We start from the raw sequence: 18,654 nt of genomic DNA on the forward strand, positions 1-18,654 counted from the left end.
GCTACCTCACGCGCCTTGCAGCGCGTTGATCCAGCTTTCCAGCTGCGAAAAGCTCGGCTTGGTGTTGAGCTGGACCAGGCGGCGCCCGGCGTCGATCGCCAACAGCGGGGGCTTGCCGGAGGCGTGCGTGGTGATCACCACCTTGACCGATTCGAAGTTGGACAGCTCCTCCTTGACCTGCTGGTGCATCACGTTGCTGAGCGGATCGAGCACGCCGTAGCAGAAGAAGATGCCGATGAAGGTGCCGACCATGGCGGCGCCGACCTTCTCGGCGATCTCGCCGGTGGTGGCGCCGTTGCCGACGCTGTTCATGGTCATGACGATGCCCAGCACCGCGGCCAGGATGCCGAAGCCCGGCATCGCCTCGCCGATCTTGTGCAGCGACTTGGAGGGCTGGTTGAGCTCCTCGTGGATGGCGTCGATTTCCTGGTCGAGCACGCCTTCCAGTTCGTGCGCGCTGATCTTGCCCATCGCCATCAGGCGGAAATTATCGACGATGAAGGCCAGCAGCTTGGGCTGCTGCAGCACCAGCGGGTAACGGTTGAACAGCGGGCTCTGGCGCGGCGCCTCGACGTGTTCGTCGAGCGCCTTCAGGCCCTGGCTCGCGGTGATCAGAAGTTCGTACATCAACAGCAGCAGCTGGCGCTGGAATTCGGCGCCGTGCTTCTTGCGCAGCACCACGCGCTTGATCTGGCCGCCCATTTCCAGCAGCACGTGCTTGGGGTTGCCCAGCACGATGGCGCCGATCGCGGCGCCGCAGATGATGAGCAGTTCCACCGGTTGCCAGATGACGTGGAACGAGCCTCCGCCCAGCATGAAGCCGCCGAAGACGCATCCGAGAACGATGCCGATGCCGAGTAGTTGCTGCATAGTTGCCTTTCCAGGGAGTTCAGGCGGCGTCGAGCCGGACCTTCATTTTCTTGAGGGCACTCTTGTTGATCTGGCACACCCGCGCTTCGGTCAGGTCGAGCACGGCGGCGATCTCCTTGAGGCTGAGTTCGAATTCGTAGTAGAGCTGGATCACGCGCTGTTCGCGCTCGTCCAGTGCGGTGAGCGCCGCCGCCAGGGTGCGCCGCTGCAGCACGCTGGCCTCGGGGGTGTTGTCGTCGACCGGCTCGACGCCGGCGGCGACCAGTTCGTCGAAGCTGGCCATGGCCTCGGCGTTTTCCGCCACCAGCAGCTCACGGTACTCCTCGGCGCTGAGCCCCAAGTGCGCGACTGCTTCCGCCTCGCTGGGCTCGCGCCCGAGGCGCCGCGTCAGCTCGCGCAGACCGTCGCGCAGGCGGTGCGCGTCCTGGCGCAGCGCGCGCGGCCGCCAGTCGAGGCGGCGCAGCTCGTCGAGGATGGCGCCGCGCACGCGCAGCACGGCGTAGCCGGCAAAGCGCGGGTCCGGTTCGCCGTAACGGCGCAGCGCCTCGAGCAGCGCCATCAGGCCGATCTGCTCCATGTCCTCGCGCTCGATCACGCCGTTGGCTTGCGAGTTGAGCTGGCGCGCCACCCGCTTCACCAGCGGGGCGAAGTCGCGCAGGCACCGCGCCTCGAGTTCGGCCGGCGCGTCGGGGGTGGCGTAGTCGGCGTACATGATGCGCTTACTCGATGATCAGCTTGCCGACCATGACTTCGCTGAACGGCTGGGCGCCATGTTCGGCACCGTAGCTGGCGCGGTAGGCCTTGCCCAGCAGCTTCTGGTAGTCGTCGATGGTCATGCCGGAGGCGCGCGCCAGCGCGAGCGGCGACAGCGCGCGCACCGCCACGGTCTTGAGGAAGGGCAGCTGCTCCTTGAGCTCCTTTTCGTGCGTCTCGCCGGTGCGGAACACCAGGTCGAGCGCCATGTAGTGCAGTTCGGAGTCGCCCGCCTCGCTGCGCAGCATGACGATCACCTTGTCCAGGCTGACGTAGCGGCTCGGCTCAGCCTTCTCGCTGGAGGCCGGCGCGGCGGCTGCCTTGCCCTGCCCCAGCCACCAGTAGACGCCGCCGGCACCAAGCGCCACGGCCAGCACCATCCCCAGCACCGCACCCATTATCGTTTTCGTATTCATCCGATCTGTCCTTTCTCTGCCTCAGCCCTACGCCAGCGCAAACGGTGCGGAGCCATCGCCGCCGGCCTCGGCCAGGGCGCGCCCCGGCGCCCGCTCGTTCTGCTGGCCCTCGCGGCCGGAACGACTCTGGCTCTGACCTTGGCCTTGGCCGCCACCGGGCGCGCCTTCGCGCACCTCCACCGCCACCTGGGTGTACTGCCGTGCCGACAGGTCCTGGCGCAGCGCGTCGCCGATCGCCTGCAGCTGGCGCACTACCTCGCCGTGCGAGGCCACCAGCTGCACCGTCAGGGCGCCGGCCTCATGGCGGATGGCGATTTCCAGCGAACCGAATGCGGGCGGGTCGAGGCGGATCAGCGCGCGGTCCATGCCGTGCGTGCTTTGCACCGCCAGGCGCTCGCCCAGCGCGGCGCGCAGCGACTCGCCCCAGCGCGCCGGCTGGTCGGCCGGCAGCGCCACCGGTGCCCATTCCGGCAAGGCCGCGCGCGGCTCGACGCCCTGGGCATGGACGAACCAGCCCGGTAGCGGGCTCGGCGCCGGGCTGCCGGCCTGCGCCAGCGTACTGCCGTCCGGCACCGTCATCCCCAGCGGGAGCCCGGCAGCGACCGGGGATTGGCCGTCGGCCAGCAGCGCGGGAACGGTGGTAGCGGCGGGGGCCAGGCTGTCGCGCGCCGAGGCCGGCACGCTGCCTGCCGCCACGCCGGCCAGGCCCGGCAACGCGGAAAGGTTGGCCGAAGGCAACGGCGCGGTGAGCGGGAACGGCGGCAGCACCAGCGACAAGGGCGTGACCGGCACGGCCGGCAACGCCGTGGCCGTCTGCTCCTGCTCGCTGTGATGGTGCTCGCCGTCCGGCCCGGCATCGGTGGTCGCCGCAGGGGATGCTGCGCCCAGCGCCGGCGATGCCGGGCTGGGCACCGGCAGCACCGCCGCCAGCAGCGCCGCGGCGAAGTCGACCGGCGCAGCGGCGTCGGGGGACGCGGCGGGAGTCGAGGCCGGCGCCACCGCCGCGACGCCGACGGGTTCGGCGGAACGGGTTTCCGGTACCGGGACGGTGGACAGGGTGGGCAAGGTCGTCATGCGCCCTCCCATTGCCGGGCCTGGGCGTAGGCGAGCTGGCCTTCGCGTTCCCGGCTCAGCAGAGCCAAGCGCTGTTCCAGCTCGGCGCCGGCCGCCCTGCCGGCCGCCAGGATTTCACGGTAAAGCACGCCCAGGCGCTCGAGGCGGGCGCGCTCGATGGCCGCCGGCGCAGCGGCCAGCCACGCCGACAGCCGCGCGTCCAGCGCCGTCAGCCGCTCCCAGTCCTGCGCCGCCAGGGCTACGCGCAGGGCCTGTTCCAGTTGCTCCAACTCAAGCGGCTTCATGCTGATCGCGCACTCCCATCCAGCCGCCCTTGAGCGTGCCCAGCAGGCTGACGACCTCGTCCAGCGCCGCCACGTCGAGCTCCACGCTGGCGTGGTAGAGGCGGAAGGCGCAGTAGTCGTAGAGCCGCGCCAGGTCGGTCACCACCTCGCCGCCCGACTCGAAATCCAGCGCGCTGGAGAGGCCGTTGAGGATGTTGATGCACTTGGTGATGCTGTCGCCCTTCTGCTCGAAACGCTGCCCCTCCAGGTGGCCGCGGGCGCGCGCCAGCTCTTCCAGCAGGCCGTCGAACAGCACCAGCACCAGCTGCACCGGCGAGGCGGTGGCGGTCTGCGCTTCCAGGTTGACCGAGTGGTAACTGCGGTAGGCTTCGTAATCCAAGGTAGCTTCCTGTCGTCGGTTACGGGTTACTGCTGAAGTAGCTGTTGAGTGAATCCAGGGTCTGACTCATCTGCGCCTGCATGGTCTGCAGCTGGGTGAACTGCGCCAGGTAGCGCTTGTAGGCCTGGTCGTACTGGTTATCGATGCGCGTCTGCTGCGCGTCGAGGTCGTTCTGCATGCGCTGCGCGCTGTCCTTGCGCTGCGTGATCAGGCCGCTGCTGGCGTTGAGCCACTTGTCGAGATAGCTTCCGGCCTGGGCGAGCAGGCCGTCGGCGTTGCTGCCGTTGAAGAAGCCGTCGAGCACGGTGGGCTGGTTGGCCAACAACTTGTCGAGCTTGCTGCGATCGAGTGACAGCGTGCCGTCGCGCGCGGCGGTGATGCCCAGGTCGGACAGGCGCACACCGCCGAAGCTCTGGCGGATCAGGGTGTTGAGATGGTCGCGCAGCGAGCGCACCCCGGCGTCGGTGGCGAACGGCCCGGCCTTCTGGCCCTTGTCTGCGCCCCCGGCGGCGGTCAGGCTGCCCAGCGACTTGAGCAGCGTGTTGTAGGCGTCGACGAAGTTCTGCACGTTGCCGCCGGTGTCGCTGTCGCTGCGCGCCACGTCCAGCGTCAGCGACTGGCCGACGCTCGGGGCGCCGAAGGTCATGGTGACGCCGTCGATGGACGTGAAGGTGTTGGAGGCCTGCTTCATCAGCACCCCGCTGCCCTGCCCGCCCAGCCAGACCTTGGCATCCTGCGCCGGGCTCAGTTGCGACGAAGCCGCGAAGGCGGCCTGCAGGGCGGGATCGCTGACCTGGCTGGCGTCGACGCCGATGGTGTTGGCGGTACCGGTCTTGCCCGAGGTCAGCACCAGGCGCGAGATGCCGTTGGCGGTCAGCACCATGGCGTTGACCTTGCCGGCGTTGCCCGCGGCCTGGTTGATGGCCAGGGCGATTTCGCTGGTGGTGAGATTGTGGTCGCCGTCGCGGTCGGCGCTGGCGAGATCGACGCTGAAGGGGTTGCCGCCGAGGCTGACGGTGAGGGTGCCGCCGCTGGCGCCGGATACGCCGTCATACGCCAACTGCTGCGCGCTCGCCAGCTGCTCGACGAACAGCGAGTAGCTGCCGGCCTGGGCCGTGCCGCTGGCGCTGACGGTGCCGGCGTTGCTCTGGCTGAAGCTGGCGCTCATCGCCACCATGCTCTTCTTGGCCGACAGCGTGCTCAGCGCCGAGCGGAAGTCCTGCAACGCGCTCTGCAGCTTGCTCAGGCCATCGCTGCGCGCCTTGGCGCTGCTGTTCTGCGTGGACAGGCGCTGCTGCGCCTGCTGCACGTACAGGTTGGCCAGCTGCGTGGCCATCTGCGTCGGGTTGATGTCGGCCATGGTGTGCTCCTTATCCGGTCTCAATATCTGTCCAAGGCGACCGGAACGGCGGTTTCCTTCAGGCGGCGTGAATAATCACACCGTGCCGCGGCCGCGCCACCAGTTCTGGCCGGCGAAGTCGTCGCTGTGCTTCTGCTCGCGCCGGGCCCGCTCGCCGGCGAGCTGCGCGGCGGCGTCGTCGCGCACCTGCGCCAGCGCTTCGCGCCGCAGCGTGGCCGTCGCCAGCGCGTGCTGGCTCACCGCGGCATCGGCTTCGGCCAGATTCAGATCCTGCTGCTGCGAGGCCATCAGCTGCAGCAGCGCGCCCTTGTAGCCGGCGCAGTTGAGCGCCAGCGCCGGCGAGGCGGTGGCCGCGCTGGCCCCGCTCTGGCCGCACAGTTCGCCCATGCGCTCGATGTTGCGGCGGTAGCGTTCCTGCAGGCGGCGCTTGGCGACCAGTTCGGTTTCCAGGCGTTGCACGTCGTGGTCGCGCAGCCGCACCATCAGCTGCAGGCGATGCAGGGCTTCTTGCTGTTTCATGATGCGGACAATTCCTCGAGTTGCTGCAGGGACGCACCGTAGGGCGCCGCGACGGCGGCGTCCTGGCACAGGAAACGTTCGATGAGCGGCATCCGCTGCACCGCGCGGTCGGTCTCGGCGTCGGCGCCGGGCACATAGCCGCCCAGCGGGATCAACGCGCGCACTTCCTGGTAGCGCGCCCACAGCCCGCGCAGGGTGCGCGCCGCCTCGCGCTGGCTCGCTCCGGCCACCAACCCCATGCAGCGGCTGACCGAGGCGGAAATATCGATGGCGGGGTAGTGGCCGCGCTCGGCCAGCCCGCGCGACAGCACGATGTGGCCGTCGAGGATGGCGCGCGCGGTGTCGACCACCGGGTCCTGCTGATCGTCGCCTTCGGCCAGCACGGTGTAGATGGCGCTCATGCTGCCCTCGCCCTCGCCGTTGCCGGCGCTTTCGGCCAACGTCGGCAGCAGGCCGAACACCGACGGCGGGTAGCCGCGCGTGGCGGGGGGCTCGCCCAGCGCCAGCGCCACCTCGCGCTGCGCCATGGCGTAGCGCGTGAGCGAGTCGACCAGCAGCAGCACGTGGCGCCCCTGGTCGCGGAAATGCGCGGCGATGGTGTGGGTGAGTTCGGTGGCCTTGAGCCGCATCAGCGGTGACTCGTCGGCCGGCGCCACCACCAGCACCGCCTTGGCCAGGCCCTCGGCGCCCAGCGCGTGCTCGACGAACTCGCGCACCTCGCGGCCGCGTTCGCCGATCAGGCCGACCACCACCACGTCGGCCTCGGTGTGGCGGGTGATCATGCCGAGCAGCACACTCTTGCCGACACCGCTGCCGGCGAACAGGCCGACGCGCTGGCCGCGCCCCAGCGTCAACAGGCCGTTGATGGCGCGCACGCCGACGTCGAGCGGGGCGTCGACCGGGCGCTTTTTCAGGGGATTGATACGCGGCGGATGCGCCGCCAGCGGATGCTCGCCGCCGAGGCGGCCCAGGCCGTCGAGCGGCTCGCCCAGGCCGTTGACGATGCGCCCGAGCCAGGACGGGCCGATGAACAGCCCGGCGGCATCCGGCGCCGGCTGCACGCGCGCGCCGGTGGTCAGCCCGACCGGCTTCTTGAACGGCATGAGGTAGGACACCTCGCGCTTGAAGCCGACCACCTGCGCCTGCAGCCACTCGCCGGCGGCGGTTTCGATCAGGCAGCGCTGGCCGGTCTCGAGCGGGCAGCCGACGCTCTCCAAGAGCAGGCCCGAGGCCCCGACCAGGCGGCCGGTGACGGTCGCCACCGGCACGTCGTCGAGTTCCAGCTTTTCCAGCGCGGCGCGCAGCATGCTCAGACCTCCGCCACGGCGCCGGTCCCGGCCGTGCCGCCGGGCGCAGTCAGCGGCGCTGCCGCGCCCATCTGCTCGCGCACCTTGTCGAGACAGGCTTCCAGGCGCTGCTGGCAGCCGGCGTCGGCCTCGCTCTCGGCGGTGCGCACGCGGCACTCGCCGGCGGCCAGCTTGGCGTCCGGCACCAGGCGCCAGCGCGCGGCGCGCTCCGGCGCCAGCTCGCGGATGCGTGCGCACTCCTCGGCGTTGAGCAGCACCTCCACCTCGCCGCTCACCGGCGGCAGCGCGGCCAGCGTCTCCTCGACCAGGTCCAGGATCTGCGCCGGCTTCAGCGTCAGCTCGCAGCGGATCACCTGGCGCGCCACCTTGGCCACCAGCTCGACCACGTCCTCGCGCAGCGCGCCCTGGTAGTCCTCGCAGGTGCGGCGCATCGCCTCGGCCGCCGCGGCGAGCGGGGCGGCCAGGCCGTCGAACTGCGCCAGCACCTCGCGCCGCGCCGCCTCGAAGCCCTGCGCGCGGCCTTCGGCCAACCCTTGGGCCAGGCCGGCGTCGCGCCCGGCCTGCTCGCCGGCGGCCACGCCCTCGCGGTAACCGGCGTCCATGCCCTGGCGGAAACCGTCGGCGACCGAGGCCTGCAGCTGCACGGCATCGTCACCGTGCGGGCCGGGCGCGGCGGCCGGCACCTGGAGCAACGGCGGGAAACGGAACGGGCGCCAGTGCTTCACTCGACCACTTCCTCGGGGAACAGCTGCAGGTCGATCTCGCCGGCGTCGGCCAGCGCCTTGACCTGCGCCATGATCTCGCGCCGCACCTCTTCGACGCGGCTTTTCGGCACCGGGCCGGAGCGGCGCATCATGTCCTCGAAGCTCTGCGCCTGGCGGCGCGGCATGGTCTGCACGATAGCCTCGCGCACCGCCGGCTCGGCGCCCTTGAGCGCGATCGCCCACTGCTCCAGCGCCACCTCCTCGGCGATGCGCATCAGCACCGTCTCGGTCTGGCGCGACAGCACGAAGAAGTCGTACATGCGCGCCTCGATCTCGCCGACGATGTCCGGGTCGTGCGCGCGCAAGAGTTCGATCATGCGGGCGCGGTCGCCCGGCAGGCGGTTGATGATGTCGGCGGTCTGCTGCATGCCTTCCACCGCCGTGCTCTGCGTGTGCAGGCTTTCCAGGCAGCGGTTGACCAGCTCCTCCAACTCGAGCAGGAGGTCGCGGTCGACGTCCTTGAGACGGGCGATGTTGACCAGCACGCGGTCGCGGTTTTCTTCCGGCAGCACCTCCACCACCTGGCCCGCCAGCGCCGGCGGCAGGAAGGCGAGGAACACCGCCTGCATGCGCACGTGCTCGCTGGCGATGCGGTCCGCCAGCCACTGCGGCGAGACCCACTGCAGGCGCGCCATCTTGGGACGGATGGCGTCGCCGTAGATGTTGTCGAGTACGCTGTTGGCGATGTCGCTGCCCAGCGCCAGGTCGAGCGAGCGCTTGAGGAAGGAGCGGCTGGCGCCGTGCACCCCGCTCTGCTCGCGGTATTCGTCGAAGAATTTCTGGATCGCGCCCTTGACCGCGTCCACCTTGATGCCGCTCAGGCCCGACATCTCCTGGGTGACCGCCAGCAGCTCCTCGCGCGACAGACAGCGCAGCACGCCGGCGGCCGGCTCCTCGCCCATGCACAACAGCAGGATGGCAGCCTGCTGCACCGGGGTCATCGCGGCGGGATCGGCCGGCAGGTTGGCCGAAGCGGCGCTCGCGCCGGGCTTACTGGTTTCTTCCATCTTTCTGCACCCACTGTTTCACCACCTCGGCCACACGCTCCGGTTCCTTGGCGGCCAGACCCTTGAGATGGTCGACCAGCACGTCCACCGACGAACCCGCCGGCGGCAAATCGTAGTTCTCCAGCAGCGGCATCACCGGGCTCGCGCCGGTGGGCTGCCCCTCCGGCAACGCCAGCGGACGGCCCTGCGGCACGGTGCCGGCCGGCTGCTCGTCCGGCTCCAGCAGCAGCGGTTCCGGTTGGCCATCGGTCGCCAGCGGCACCAGCGCCCCGGCGGCGGCCGGCCGGCTCGCCCACTGGCGCAGGATCTTCAACAGCGGACGCGCGATCAGCAGGTAGCCCAGCAGGGCCGCCATGCCGTAGGCCAGCCAGCTGGCGCCGTCGAGCAGGGTGTCGCGCTGCTGCCACCACGGCTCCAGTGCCACCTGGCCGGGGAAGTTCATCGCCGTCACCGCCAGCGCATCGCCGCGCTCGGCCTTGATACCCAGGCCGTTGCGCAGCACCTTGTCGACGTTGGCGAGCTGCTCCGCCTGCCAGCCGCCCTTGGCCGGCGCGGCGGCCTGGTTCAGCACCACCGCCACCGACAGCCGTGCCAGCCGACCGCGCGCATGCTTGATCTGCATGATGCTGCGGTCGTAGGCGTACTGGCGCGTCACAGCGTTCTTGCTGTTGCCGCCGACGCTCTCCTGCGCCGGCGCCGAGGAATCGGTATTGATCGGACGGTTGCTGAGCGAACCGGGAATGCCCAGCGCCAGCTTGTCGTTGGATTTTTCCTCGCGCGACGCCTCGTTGGTGATCTTGGGCGCCTCGCCGTACTTCTCGCGCGTCTCCTCGACGCGGTCGTTGTCCACCTCGGCGGTGATGCTGACCTTGAAGTTGTCGGCGCCGACCACCGGGGTCAGCAGCGCGCGCACGTTCTCCAGCGCCTCCTCGCGGTAACGCTTGGCGGCGTCGCTCTCGGCGGCGGGCTGGCCGCCTTCGGCCAACTCGATGCGCGACGACAGCAGGTTGCCGGCCTGGTCCACCAGCGTCACCTTGGCCGGGTTCAGGCTCGACACGCTACCTGCCACCAGGTTGACCACGGCGGCGATCTGCTCGTTGGAGAGCTGTCGCCCCGGCTTCAGCGTCACCACCACCGAGGCCGAGCCCTTGTCCTCGCCCGCCGTGACGAAGGACGAGGAGCGCGGCAGCGACAGGTGCACGCGCGCGCCCTGCACCGGCTCCAGCGCCAGGATGCTCTGGGTCAGTTCGCCCTCCAGGCCGCGGCGGAAACGCACGTCCTGCACGAACTGGCTGACGCCGAGCGGATCGTTCTTGTCCAACAGTTCCAGCCCGGCCGGCAGCTGCGCCACCACGCCCTTGGCGGCGAGCGCCATGCGCACACGACCCAGATCGGCGTCCGGCACCAGCACCTGGCCGGTCTGCGGGTGAATGCGGTAGGGAATCTTCTCGGCGTCGAGCACCGCCATCATGTCGGCGGCGACCACCTTTTCCTGGGCGCCGAACACCGGCTTGTAGCGGGCATCGTCGCGCCACAGCCAGAACGTCACCGCCAGCGTCAGGCCGATGGCCAGCACCAGCAGCGGCAACAGGGTACGGACGGCGGCGGCGGGCATGGCCGGGCGGCGGGCGGCGAGGCCGCGCCACGAGGCCAGGCCGGAACGGAGTTGAGCTATCACGTCGGACCTGCGCTTCAGATGGGCATCTTGATCAGGTCGTCGACGGCGCCGACTACCTTGTTACGGATCTGCATCAGCATCGAGAACGACAGGCTGGCTTCCTGGCTCAGCATCATCGCCCCGACCAGGTCGTCGCTCTTGCCGCTGTCCACCTCGGCCATCTTGTCGTTGGCGGCGCGGGTCTGGGCGTCGACCTCGCGCACCGCCCCCTGCATCGCCTGCGAAAAGCTCGACGCCGCCGGCGCGGCGTCAAGTCCGGCCGGCTCGGCGGCGGCCGCCACCTTGGTCAGCCCCGACATATCGCGGAGCAGTTGCGTCTGGTCGGCGTTGATCATCACGCCCAGGGATGGAGTCATGCGAAATTCCTTGCGGTACAGGGCCGTTGGCAGGGCCGGAACGGGCGGAGCCGAATCCGTATCTTCCCCAGCCTATCCTTGGCAAATTTCCGGGCAGTTTAAACTTTTACTTACTGATAAGCGCCGTGAATTTTCACAAGCGCTTGTGTGAATTTTCACCTCTCAGTGCCACGGCCATTCAGTAAGATGCGCGATCATTTGTCCCGCTGCGGCTCGCCCGCCGCAGGCCGGCCCCGCAACCCGAACAGACCTGCCATGCCCAAGTCCAGAATCCTTCCTCCCGCCGACGGAGCCCGCTTAGCGGCGCTGGACCCGACCACGCTGGGACGCCCCTTCCATCTGCTGCCGGTGTTCCTGCGGCTGGTGGAACAGGAACTGGCCGACTTCGTCGCACACGAGCTCAACGCCCGTTACCGCGCCCAGTTCCAGTTCAAGGGCGTGCAGGCCGGCCAGGCCGACCTCGACCCGGAGCGCCGCACCTGGCACCGCCTCGACGGCGCCGGCATCGGCGTCAACGTGGCGCGCCCGCTGCTGCTGCGCATCCTCGACTACCGCTACGGCGGACGCACCAGCCCGGCGTTGCCCGCCTCCCAGCCGCCGCGCGAAACCGAAACCGAACGACGCCTGGCGCGCATGCTGGGCGAGCGCCTCACCGCGCGCCTGGTGCAGGCGGTGTGGCGCCTGGCCAAGAGCGGCATGCCAACGCACAAGACTGACCCGGCGGTGGAGACCCTGCCCTTCCCCCCCGGCGAAACGCCAGCCTGGCACATGCAGCTGACGCTGGGCGAAGCCGGCAGCGGCGGCACGAGCCAGATCGGCCTGGCGCTGGACGCGGCGGTGTTCGCCCAGGTGCTGCGCCAGCTGTCGCGGCAGGCGGCGCTGCCGGGCCAGACCGCGGGCAAGGCGCTGGCGCGGCCGTTTGCCGAACAACTGTCCATCCGGCTGGCGGTCCGCCTCATGGAAAAGCGCCTGACGCTGGGTGAAATCTTCGACCTCCGGGTCGGCTCGGTGCTGCCGGTCAGCCTGCAACAGCAGGCCGACGTCTACATCGGCCGCACCCGGGTATTCACCGCCGCGGTGGCCGAAAGCCACGGCAAGCTGTGCCTGACCTCATTCGACGATGCGGAGTAAGTAATGGAACTGAACGACGATTTCGACCTGGACGGCATGCTGAAGGATATCGATGCCGCGCCAGTGGACCACGCCCCCGTCAGCGCGGCGCCGGCACGCCCGGCACGCGACATGAGCCACTTCCTGCGCAAGATTCCGGTCACGCTGACGCTGGAAGTCGGCAGCGCCGACATCTCGCTGGCCGACCTGGTGAACATCGGCCAAGGCTCGGTGCTGGAGCTCGACAAGCTGGCCGGCGAGCCGCTCGACATCAAGGTCAACGGCTCGGTGATCGGCCGCGCCGAAGTGGTGGTGGCGGGCGACAACTACGGCCTGCGCGTGGTCGAACTCAACGACCTCGACCTCGACACCCTGGCGCCATGATCCACCCGCGACACCGCCTGCCGCGCCTCGCGCTGAGCGCCGCCCTGCTGCTGGCGACGGCGCCGGCCTGGGCTGCCGACGCGCTCAAGCTGCTATCCGCCAACGCCGGCGGCACCCCGGTCGACTTCACGGTCAAGACCCAGATCCTCATCATCATGACCCTGCTCGGGCTGTTGCCCGTGCTGATGCTGATGATGACCAGCTTCACCCGCTTCGTGATCGTGCTGTCGCTGCTCAGGCAGGCGCTCGGGCTGCAGCAGGGCCTGCCCAACCGCCTGGTGACCGGCGTGGCGCTGATCCTGACCATGCTGGTCATGCGCCCGGTCGGGCTGGAAGTGTGGAACAAGGCGATGCTGCCGTTCGACCAGGACAAGATCACCATGCAGCAGGCGCTGGACGTGGCGCAGCAGCCGATCTCGCGCTTCATGCTGGCGCAGACCAGCAAGGCGGCGCTGGCGCAGGTGGCCAAGCTGTCCGGCGAGGAGAACGTGGCGCAGCCGCAAGACCACGCCTTCGCCGTCAAGCTCGCCGCCTTCGTGCTGTCCGAACTGAAAACCGCGTTCCAGATCGGCTGCATGCTGTTCATCCCCTTCCTGGTGATCGACCTGGTGGTGTCCAGCGTGCTGATGGCGATGGGCATGATGATGCTCTCGCCGCTGGTGATCTCGCTGCCGCTCAAGCTCCTGATGTTCGTGCTGGTGGACGGCTGGTCGCTCACCGTCAACACCCTCGTCACCTCGATCCAGGCCTACTGACATGCTCACCCCCGATATCGCGGTCGACCTCGTCAACGACAGCCTGCGCGTAGTAGTCACCCTGGTGGTGCTGCTGGTGCTGCCCAGCCTGATCGTCGGCGTCGTGGTCAGCCTGATCCAGGCCGCCACCCAGATCAACGAGCAGACGCTGTCCTTCCTGCCGCGCCTGTTGATCACGCTGGGCACCATCGCGCTCGCCGGCCACTGGATGACCGGCCTCTTGATGGACTTCTGCGTCGACATGTTCCACCGCGCCGCCACGCTGGTGGGATGACGGTCACTCCACCATGACCGGCCTGTTCGCCGACCTGATCCAGCTGCTGCCGGCCCTGTGGTGGCCGTTCTGCCGCTTCCTCGCCGCCCTCGCCGTCGCCCCGCTCACCGGCGAGGGCATGACGCCGGCGCGCGTGCGCGTCGGTGCCGCGCTGGCGCTGGCGGTGGCGTCGCTGCCGGCGCTGCGCGGCATGCCGGCGATCGACCCGTTCTCGCTGTACGGCATCGCCGTCGCCGTCGAGCAGGCCATCATCGGCCTGATCTTCGGCCTGGCGTTCCAGCTGGTGATGGCGGTGCTGTCGCTGCTGGGCTTCCTGGTGTCGTCGCAGATGGGGCTGTCGATGGCGGTGATGAACGACCCCGGCAACGGCAACTCCTCCGACGTCGTCTCCACCCTGCTCTACCTCTTGGGCGCCATGGTGTTCTTCGCCGTGGACGGCCACCTGGTGCTGATCCAGGTGGTGTACACCAGCTTCAAGGCCTGGCCGGTCGGCAGCGGCATCGACGCCCTGTCGCTGCAGACGCTGGCCAACAGCGTGGGCTGGGTGCTGGCGGCGGCCATCCTGCTGGCGCTGCCGGCGGTGTTCGCCACCTTCGTGGTGCAAATCGGCTTCGGCCTGATCAACCGCGTCGCCCCCGCCCTCAACCTGTTCTCGCTGGGCTTCCCGGTGGTGACGCTGTTCGGGCTCGGCACCCTGGGGCTGATCGTGCGCTTCGTGCCGGAGCAGTACCTGCGCCTCTCCGGACAGCTGTTGCAGATGCTCGACGGCATGCTGGGACACGGCCATGGCTGAGATGCGCGGCGGCGACAAGACCGAAAAGGCCACTCCCCACAAACTGCGCCAGGCGCGCCAGCAGGGCCAGGTGGCGCGCTCGCGCGACATGGCGAGCGCCATCGGCCTGCTCGTCGCGCTCAAGCTCGCCTTCCTGTCGATGCCGGGCTGGCTCGACGACTTCCGCCGCCTGTTCGCGCTGTCGTTCGCCACGCTGTCGGGCCAGGGCGCCTTGGGCAACACCTGGTCGATGCTGTTCTCCGGCACGCTGACGCTGCTCGTCAAGATGATCCTGCCGCTCGCGGTGATTCCGCTGCTGGTGGCGACGGTGTCGCTCTTCCCCGGCGGCTGGGTATTCGCCACCCGCCACTTCCAGCCGCGCCTCGACCGCCTCAACCCGCTGTCTCACTTCGGCCGCATCGCCTCGCCGCAGCACGCCAGCGACATCGCCAAGTCCATCGTCAAGGCGCTGGTGCTGGGCGCGGTGCTGTACCACGTCAGCCGCGGCGCGGCGCAGGATTTCTTCGCGCTGCAGGGCGTGCCGCTCGACGAGGCGCTGAGCCGCGCCGCCAGCCTGCTGATGGACGCGCTGCTGGCGCTGACCGCGGTGTTCATCGCCTTCGCGCTGATCGACCTGCCGCTGCAGACCCTGCTGTTCCTGCGCCAGCAGCGCATGAGCAAGCAGGAGATCAAGGACGAGTACAAGAGCACCGAGGGCCGCCCCGAGATCAAGCAGCGCGTGCGCCAGCTGCAACTGCAACTGGCGCAGCGCGGCGTGCGCAAGTCGGTGCCGACCGCCGACGTGGTGATCGTCAACCCGAGCCACTACGCGGTGGCCCTCAAATACGACGAAGACCGCGCCGAGGCGCCGTTCATCATCGCCAAGGGCATCGACGAGATGGCGCTCTACATCCGCCAGGTGGCGGCCGAGCACGCGGTGGAGGTCTTGCCGATCCCGCCCCTGGCGCGTGCCGTCTACCACACCACCCAGGTCAACCAGCAGATTCCCGCCCCGCTCTACCGGGCGGTGGCGCAGGTGCTGACCTATGTCCTGCAACTGAAGGCGTTCCGCGCGGGATCGCGGCATAGCCGGCCGGAATTGCCGTCCGAGCTGCCCGTCCCGCACGAGTTGGCCGAACCCCGAAATCCAGCATGAAGTCACTGTCCCGATTGTTCGCCGAAATCGCCCGCCACAAGGTGGCCGCGCCGCTCTACCTGCTCGCCATCCTGGCGATGGTGATCCTGCCCTTGCCGCCGTTGATGCTGGACGCCCTGTTCACCTTCAACATCGTGCTGGCGATCATCGTCATCCTGGTCAGCGTGTCGGCCAAGCGCCCGCTGGATTTCTCGGTGTTCCCCACCATCATCCTCGCCACCACGCTGATGCGCCTCACGCTCAACGTCGCCTCGACGCGCGTGGTGCTGCTCAACGGCCACCAGGGCACGGCGGCGGCGGGCCGGGTGATCGAGGCCTTCGGCCACGTGGTGATCGGCGGCAACTTCGTGGTCGGCCTGGTGGTGTTCGTGATCCTGATGATCATCAACTTCGTGGTGGTCACCAAGGGCGCCGAGCGCATCTCCGAAGTCTCGGCGCGCTTCACGCTCGACGCCCTGCCCGGCAAGCAGATGGCGATCGACGCCGACCTCAACGCCGGCGTGATCAACCAGGAAGCCGCCCAGCAGCGCCGCCGCGACATCGCCACCGAGGCCGACTTCTACGGCGCCATGGACGGCGCCTCCAAGTTCGTGCGCGGCGACGCCATCGCCGGCATCCTGATCCTGATCATCAACCTGTTCGGCGGCGTGGCGATCGGCGCGCTGATGCACGACATGGGCTTCGCCGACGCCTTCCGCCAGTACGCGCTGATGACCATCGGCGACGGCCTGGTGGCGCAGATCCCGGCGCTCTTGCTGTCCTCCGCGGCCGCCATCATCGTCACCCGCGTCAGCGACTCGGGCGACATGCAGGAGCAGGTCGGCTCGCAACTCTTGGCCTCGCCCACGGTGCTGCTGTCCGCCGCCGGCATGATGTTCGTGCTGGCCATCATCCCCGGCATGCCCTGGCCGACCTTCCTCGCCTTCGCCGCCCTGCTCGCCTTCGTCGGCTGGCGCCTGCGCCAATCGGCCGCGAGCACGCCGGCCACGGCCGACCCGGCCAAGGTCCATCAGGCCCTACTGGCCGACGGCGACATCGAGCTGGAATGGAACGCCCTGCCCTACGTCGAGGTGCTGTCGCTGACGCTGGGCTACAAGCTGGTCGGGCTGATCGACAAAGCCCAGGGCGCGCCGCTCAGCAAGCGCGTCAAGGGCGTGCGCCAGACCTTGAGCGAGAGCATGGGCATCCTGCTGCCGGCGGTGACGGTGCGCGACGACCTGCGTCTCAAGCCCTCGCAATACGCCATCGCCATCAACGGGGCAACGTTGGCCGAAGCCGAGGTCTACGCCGACCGCCTGATGGCCATCCCCTCGCCCGAGGTGTACGGCCAGCTCGATGGCCTCCCCGGCATCGATCCGGCCTACGCCATGCCGGTGACCTGGATCGCCCCGGACGACAAGGCGCGCGCGCTGGGCCTCGGCTACCAGGTGGTGGACTGCCCGAGCGTGATCGCCACCCACCTCAACAAGGTGATGCGCGAAAACCTGGCCGAGCTGTTCCGCCACGACGACGTGACGGCGCTCGGCGAGCGGCTGTCGGCACTAGCGCCCAAGCTCGCCGGCGCGCTGACCCAGGCCCTCAACCCCAGCCAGCAGCTGCGGGTGTTCCGTGCCCTGCTGACCGACACCGTCCCGCTCAAGGACATCGTGCCGATCGCCACCACCCTGGTCGAAGCCGCCGACACCTCCAAGGACCCGATCATGCTGGCCGCCGAGGTGCGCAGCGCGCTCAAGCGCCAGATCGTGCAGGGCATCCTGGGGCCGCGCGGCGAAATGAAGGCGTTCAACCTCACCGCCGAGCTGGAAAACCTGCTGCTGGGCGCACTGTCCCAGGCGCAGCAGACCGGCAAGCCGGCGCTCGACTGCTTCCCGATCGACCCCAACGTGCTGCAGCAGCTGCAGGTCAACATGCCGATCATCCGCGACCAGATGAAGCAGCACGCCACCGCGCCGATCCTCTTGGTGATGCCGCAGATTCGTCCGCTCTTGGCGCGCTACGGCCGACTGTTCGCTCCCGGCCTCAACGTGCTGTCCTACAACGAAGTGCCGGAAAACCGCGAAGTCAGCCTGATCGGCACGCTGGGTTAAGACCTGCGGGGGAAGCGCCGGATGGGTGCAGCGCAGCGCCCCCCCATCAACGCCCCGAGTACGAAACCGCTGGACACGCAGATGGGTGGAGCAACGTAGGATGGGTGCTGCGTAGCGCAACCCATCACACGGGCCTCCCAACAATCCGACAGCAGCAGCGGGCAAGCACAAACCCACCGAAACGCAGGAAGAGTGCAGCGCAGCGCAACCCATCGCCCCCTAAACCAGCCCGACCGGCACACCGCCCTGTACCGGCTCCGGCGGGGGGCAGAGCAACAACATCAACTCCGCCGCTACGGCAAACAGCGCCAGCGACACCCGCCTCGCCTCGAGCAGGCTGACGCCGTGCCGCCCGAGCGCCAGCCCCGGCAGCACATCCTGTTCGTCGATATGGCAGGCGACAAGATGCAGCCCGGTGCGCTCCACCGCCTGGCGAATCGGCTCGCGCCACGCCGCCAGCCACCGACAGCCCGCGGCGGACGCCACGAACACCAGGACCACGCCCGCTGACTGTAGACGCAGCCGCAGCCGGACCCGGCCGACCTCCGGCAACGTGATCTCCAGCAGCAGATCCAGCGTGTCGTCGCCGGACTTCTCATCCGGCCCCGGCACGGCGTCTTCCACGCTCAAGGCCAACGCCGGCCCGCCCCACAACCACAACGGCAGGGTCAGCGGCAACGGGGCTTCGGCCAACGTTTGCCCCCGCAACCCGGCCAGCGCCAGTTGCGGCGCGGCCAGCAGCAAGGCGCCGGACAGATGGCTGCCGCCCTCCTGCAGGAAGCGCGCCGCACTGACGGCGAGCTTGCCCAGCAAGGCCTCGCGCCAATCACGCCCGAGCGCCGCGGCATCCGGACGCTCGGGGGTCAGCCGTGGCCAGCTCGCCTGATCCATCTGCCAGGCCGGAGCCGCGCCGCCCTCCTCCGGCGTCGCTGAACTGCCGGGGGCATCCAGCCACACCAGTTCCAGTCGTGGCGTCACCGCGCGCACCAGCAAGCGCAACACGCTGCCCGGCGATGGAGCCTCTCCGGGCAGCGGCCACCCCGGCAGCAGCAATGTCACGCCCTCCCCCTGCAGCTCCAACGCGCCATCGGCCCGCCGCGTGGCAAGGGTCAGCCGCAGCTCCTCGCCGGCCACAATCGGGCGTCCGCTCCCGGCGGCGGCGCTGCGCCCCACCGGAACCACTGGCGACAGCGCCGTAATACGTTCCACCATCGGTCAACCCCAATGAAAAAAGCCAGCCGCACAAAAGCGGCTGGCCCGGACAAGGCAGGATGGATGAAGACAACATTCCTTCGCGACGCAGCACTACCTCGCTCAGTCAGTGCCGTAACCCATCAGAGCACGTGATG

General features: G+C 69.3%; 21 protein-coding genes. 7 read left to right on the forward strand and 14 right to left on the reverse strand.

The genetic code is table 11. The features are described 5' to 3' along the window. Positions 1 to 6: 6 nt before the first annotated feature. The 13 genes from motA to B9N72_RS05390 form a co-directional block, all read right to left on the reverse strand. Positions 7 to 870, reverse strand: coding sequence for a flagellar motor stator protein MotA (gene motA, locus B9N72_RS05330; protein ID WP_085275391.1), 864 nt, complete (start codon positions 868 to 870; stop codon positions 7 to 9). A 19-nt stretch (positions 871 to 889) separates the two neighbouring features. Next, a complete protein-coding gene (locus B9N72_RS05335) occupies positions 890 to 1,582 on the reverse strand; it encodes an RNA polymerase sigma factor FliA (protein ID WP_085275392.1) in 693 nt (230 codons plus the stop codon). Between the two features lie 7 nt (positions 1,583 to 1,589). Beyond that, the gene (locus tag B9N72_RS05340; protein WP_085275393.1) at positions 1,590 to 2,039 is read right to left on the reverse strand and encodes a flagellar basal body-associated FliL family protein; all 450 of its coding nucleotides are present in this window, start codon (positions 2,037 to 2,039) and stop codon (positions 1,590 to 1,592) included. A 27-nt stretch (positions 2,040 to 2,066) separates the two neighbouring features. Further along, on the reverse strand, positions 2,067 to 3,113 hold the full coding sequence (locus B9N72_RS21570; RefSeq protein WP_085275394.1) for a flagellar hook-length control protein FliK: 1,047 nt from the start codon (positions 3,111 to 3,113) through the stop codon (positions 2,067 to 2,069). Then, on the reverse strand, positions 3,110 to 3,397 hold the full coding sequence (locus tag B9N72_RS05350) for an ABC transporter substrate-binding protein (protein WP_085275395.1): 288 nt from the start codon (positions 3,395 to 3,397) through the stop codon (positions 3,110 to 3,112). The genes B9N72_RS21570 and B9N72_RS05350 overlap by 4 nt, the downstream gene beginning before the upstream one ends. Continuing rightward, complete coding sequence (gene fliS, locus B9N72_RS05355; RefSeq protein ID WP_085275396.1) at positions 3,384 to 3,776, reverse strand: flagellar export chaperone FliS; 393 nt, start codon at positions 3,774 to 3,776, stop codon at positions 3,384 to 3,386. Before fliS ends, B9N72_RS05350 begins: the two co-directional genes overlap by 14 nt. 19 nt (positions 3,777 to 3,795) lie before the next feature. Beyond that, positions 3,796 to 5,136, reverse strand: a complete 1,341-nt coding sequence (fliD, locus tag B9N72_RS05360; protein ID WP_085275397.1) for a flagellar filament capping protein FliD — start codon at positions 5,134 to 5,136, stop codon at positions 3,796 to 3,798. A gap of 75 nt (positions 5,137 to 5,211) precedes the next feature. Further along, the gene (gene fliJ, locus B9N72_RS05365; RefSeq protein WP_085275398.1) at positions 5,212 to 5,655 is read right to left on the reverse strand and encodes a flagellar export protein FliJ; all 444 of its coding nucleotides are present in this window, start codon (positions 5,653 to 5,655) and stop codon (positions 5,212 to 5,214) included. Further along, positions 5,652 to 6,962: a flagellar protein export ATPase FliI gene (gene fliI / locus B9N72_RS05370; RefSeq protein WP_085275399.1), complete on the reverse strand. Its 1,311-nt coding sequence runs from the start codon at positions 6,960 to 6,962 to the stop codon at positions 5,652 to 5,654. The genes fliJ and fliI overlap by 4 nt, the downstream gene beginning before the upstream one ends. 2 nt (positions 6,963 to 6,964) lie before the next feature. After that, positions 6,965 to 7,687, reverse strand: coding sequence for a flagellar assembly protein FliH (fliH, locus tag B9N72_RS05375; RefSeq protein WP_085275400.1), 723 nt, complete (start codon positions 7,685 to 7,687; stop codon positions 6,965 to 6,967). Next, positions 7,684 to 8,733, reverse strand: coding sequence for a flagellar motor switch protein FliG (locus tag B9N72_RS05380; protein ID WP_085275401.1), 1,050 nt, complete (start codon positions 8,731 to 8,733; stop codon positions 7,684 to 7,686). Before B9N72_RS05380 ends, fliH begins: the two co-directional genes overlap by 4 nt. Further along, on the reverse strand, positions 8,717 to 10,411 hold the full coding sequence (gene fliF, locus B9N72_RS05385; RefSeq protein WP_085275402.1) for a flagellar basal-body MS-ring/collar protein FliF: 1,695 nt from the start codon (positions 10,409 to 10,411) through the stop codon (positions 8,717 to 8,719). Before fliF ends, B9N72_RS05380 begins: the two co-directional genes overlap by 17 nt. A 14-nt stretch (positions 10,412 to 10,425) precedes the next feature. Then, entirely contained in the window at positions 10,426 to 10,767 is a 342-nt protein-coding gene (locus B9N72_RS05390) for a flagellar hook-basal body complex protein FliE (protein WP_085275403.1), read from the reverse strand. A 255-nt stretch (positions 10,768 to 11,022) separates the two neighbouring features. Here B9N72_RS05390 and B9N72_RS05395 point away from each other — a divergent pair, with 255 nt between their 5' ends. Genes B9N72_RS05395 through B9N72_RS05425 form a run of 7 tightly spaced genes read left to right on the forward strand, consistent with a single transcriptional unit; the run spans position 11,023 to position 17,305 of the window. Next, entirely contained in the window at positions 11,023 to 11,898 is an 876-nt protein-coding gene (locus B9N72_RS05395; protein ID WP_085275404.1) for a FliM/FliN family flagellar motor switch protein, read from the forward strand. A 3-nt stretch (positions 11,899 to 11,901) separates the two neighbouring features. Then, complete coding sequence (gene fliN / locus B9N72_RS05400) at positions 11,902 to 12,261, forward strand: flagellar motor switch protein FliN (protein ID WP_085275405.1); 360 nt, start codon at positions 11,902 to 11,904, stop codon at positions 12,259 to 12,261. Then, positions 12,258 to 13,016 carry a flagellar type III secretion system pore protein FliP gene (gene fliP / locus B9N72_RS05405; RefSeq protein WP_085275406.1) on the forward strand — a complete coding sequence of 253 codons (759 nt, stop codon included), beginning with the start codon at positions 12,258 to 12,260 and terminating at the stop codon, positions 13,014 to 13,016. Before fliN ends, fliP begins: the two co-directional genes overlap by 4 nt. 1 nt (position 13,017) lies before the next feature. Continuing rightward, entirely contained in the window at positions 13,018 to 13,290 is a 273-nt protein-coding gene (gene fliQ / locus B9N72_RS05410) for a flagellar biosynthesis protein FliQ (protein ID WP_085275407.1), read from the forward strand. A 13-nt stretch (positions 13,291 to 13,303) separates the two neighbouring features. After that, complete coding sequence (gene fliR, locus B9N72_RS05415; RefSeq protein WP_085275408.1) at positions 13,304 to 14,083, forward strand: flagellar biosynthetic protein FliR; 780 nt, start codon at positions 13,304 to 13,306, stop codon at positions 14,081 to 14,083. Then, positions 14,076 to 15,218, forward strand: a complete 1,143-nt coding sequence (locus B9N72_RS05420; protein WP_085275409.1) for an EscU/YscU/HrcU family type III secretion system export apparatus switch protein — start codon at positions 14,076 to 14,078, stop codon at positions 15,216 to 15,218. The genes fliR and B9N72_RS05420 overlap by 8 nt, the downstream gene beginning before the upstream one ends. After that, positions 15,215 to 17,305 (forward strand): flagellar biosynthesis protein FlhA, encoded by a 2,091-nt coding sequence (locus B9N72_RS05425; RefSeq protein ID WP_085275410.1) that lies wholly within the window; start codon positions 15,215 to 15,217, stop codon positions 17,303 to 17,305. The genes B9N72_RS05420 and B9N72_RS05425 overlap by 4 nt, the downstream gene beginning before the upstream one ends. A 219-nt stretch (positions 17,306 to 17,524) precedes the next feature. Here the strand turns inward: B9N72_RS05425 and B9N72_RS05430 are convergent, their stop codons facing one another. Next, positions 17,525 to 18,517, reverse strand: a complete 993-nt coding sequence (locus B9N72_RS05430) for a hypothetical protein (RefSeq protein ID WP_085275411.1) — start codon at positions 18,515 to 18,517, stop codon at positions 17,525 to 17,527. Between the last annotated feature and the right edge of the window lie 137 nt (positions 18,518 to 18,654).

The organism is Pseudogulbenkiania subflava DSM 22618, assembly GCF_900177275.1.
Classification (GTDB): Bacteria; Pseudomonadota; Gammaproteobacteria; order Burkholderiales; family Chromobacteriaceae; genus Pseudogulbenkiania; species Pseudogulbenkiania subflava.

What these genes read in the sequence shown, in the direction of transcription:
- motA (WP_085275391.1), bottom strand. Translation starts at nt 870, where the DNA reads ATGCAGCAACTACTCGGCATCGGCATCGTTCTCGGATGCGTCTTCGGC.
- B9N72_RS05335 (WP_085275392.1), bottom strand. Translation starts at nt 1,582, where the DNA reads ATGTACGCCGACTACGCCACCCCCGACGCGCCGGCCGAACTCGAGGCG.
- B9N72_RS05340 (WP_085275393.1), bottom strand. Translation starts at nt 2,039, where the DNA reads ATGAATACGAAAACGATAATGGGTGCGGTGCTGGGGATGGTGCTGGCC.
- B9N72_RS21570 (WP_085275394.1), bottom strand. Translation starts at nt 3,113, where the DNA reads ATGACGACCTTGCCCACCCTGTCCACCGTCCCGGTACCGGAAACCCGT.
- B9N72_RS05350 (WP_085275395.1), bottom strand. Translation starts at nt 3,397, where the DNA reads ATGAAGCCGCTTGAGTTGGAGCAACTGGAACAGGCCCTGCGCGTAGCC.
- fliD (WP_085275397.1), bottom strand. Translation starts at nt 5,136, where the DNA reads ATGGCCGACATCAACCCGACGCAGATGGCCACGCAGCTGGCCAACCTG.
- fliJ (WP_085275398.1), bottom strand. Translation starts at nt 5,655, where the DNA reads ATGAAACAGCAAGAAGCCCTGCATCGCCTGCAGCTGATGGTGCGGCTG.
- fliI (WP_085275399.1), bottom strand. Translation starts at nt 6,962, where the DNA reads ATGCTGCGCGCCGCGCTGGAAAAGCTGGAACTCGACGACGTGCCGGTG.
- B9N72_RS05380 (WP_085275401.1), bottom strand. Translation starts at nt 8,733, where the DNA reads ATGGAAGAAACCAGTAAGCCCGGCGCGAGCGCCGCTTCGGCCAACCTG.
- B9N72_RS05390 (WP_085275403.1), bottom strand. Translation starts at nt 10,767, where the DNA reads ATGACTCCATCCCTGGGCGTGATGATCAACGCCGACCAGACGCAACTG.
- B9N72_RS05395 (WP_085275404.1), top strand. Translation starts at nt 11,023, where the DNA reads ATGCCCAAGTCCAGAATCCTTCCTCCCGCCGACGGAGCCCGCTTAGCG.
- fliN (WP_085275405.1), top strand. Translation starts at nt 11,902, where the DNA reads ATGGAACTGAACGACGATTTCGACCTGGACGGCATGCTGAAGGATATC.
- fliP (WP_085275406.1), top strand. Translation starts at nt 12,258, where the DNA reads ATGATCCACCCGCGACACCGCCTGCCGCGCCTCGCGCTGAGCGCCGCC.
- fliQ (WP_085275407.1), top strand. Translation starts at nt 13,018, where the DNA reads ATGCTCACCCCCGATATCGCGGTCGACCTCGTCAACGACAGCCTGCGC.
- fliR (WP_085275408.1), top strand. Translation starts at nt 13,304, where the DNA reads ATGACCGGCCTGTTCGCCGACCTGATCCAGCTGCTGCCGGCCCTGTGG.
- B9N72_RS05420 (WP_085275409.1), top strand. Translation starts at nt 14,076, where the DNA reads ATGGCTGAGATGCGCGGCGGCGACAAGACCGAAAAGGCCACTCCCCAC.
- B9N72_RS05425 (WP_085275410.1), top strand. Translation starts at nt 15,215, where the DNA reads ATGAAGTCACTGTCCCGATTGTTCGCCGAAATCGCCCGCCACAAGGTG.
- B9N72_RS05430 (WP_085275411.1), bottom strand. Translation starts at nt 18,517, where the DNA reads ATGGTGGAACGTATTACGGCGCTGTCGCCAGTGGTTCCGGTGGGGCGC.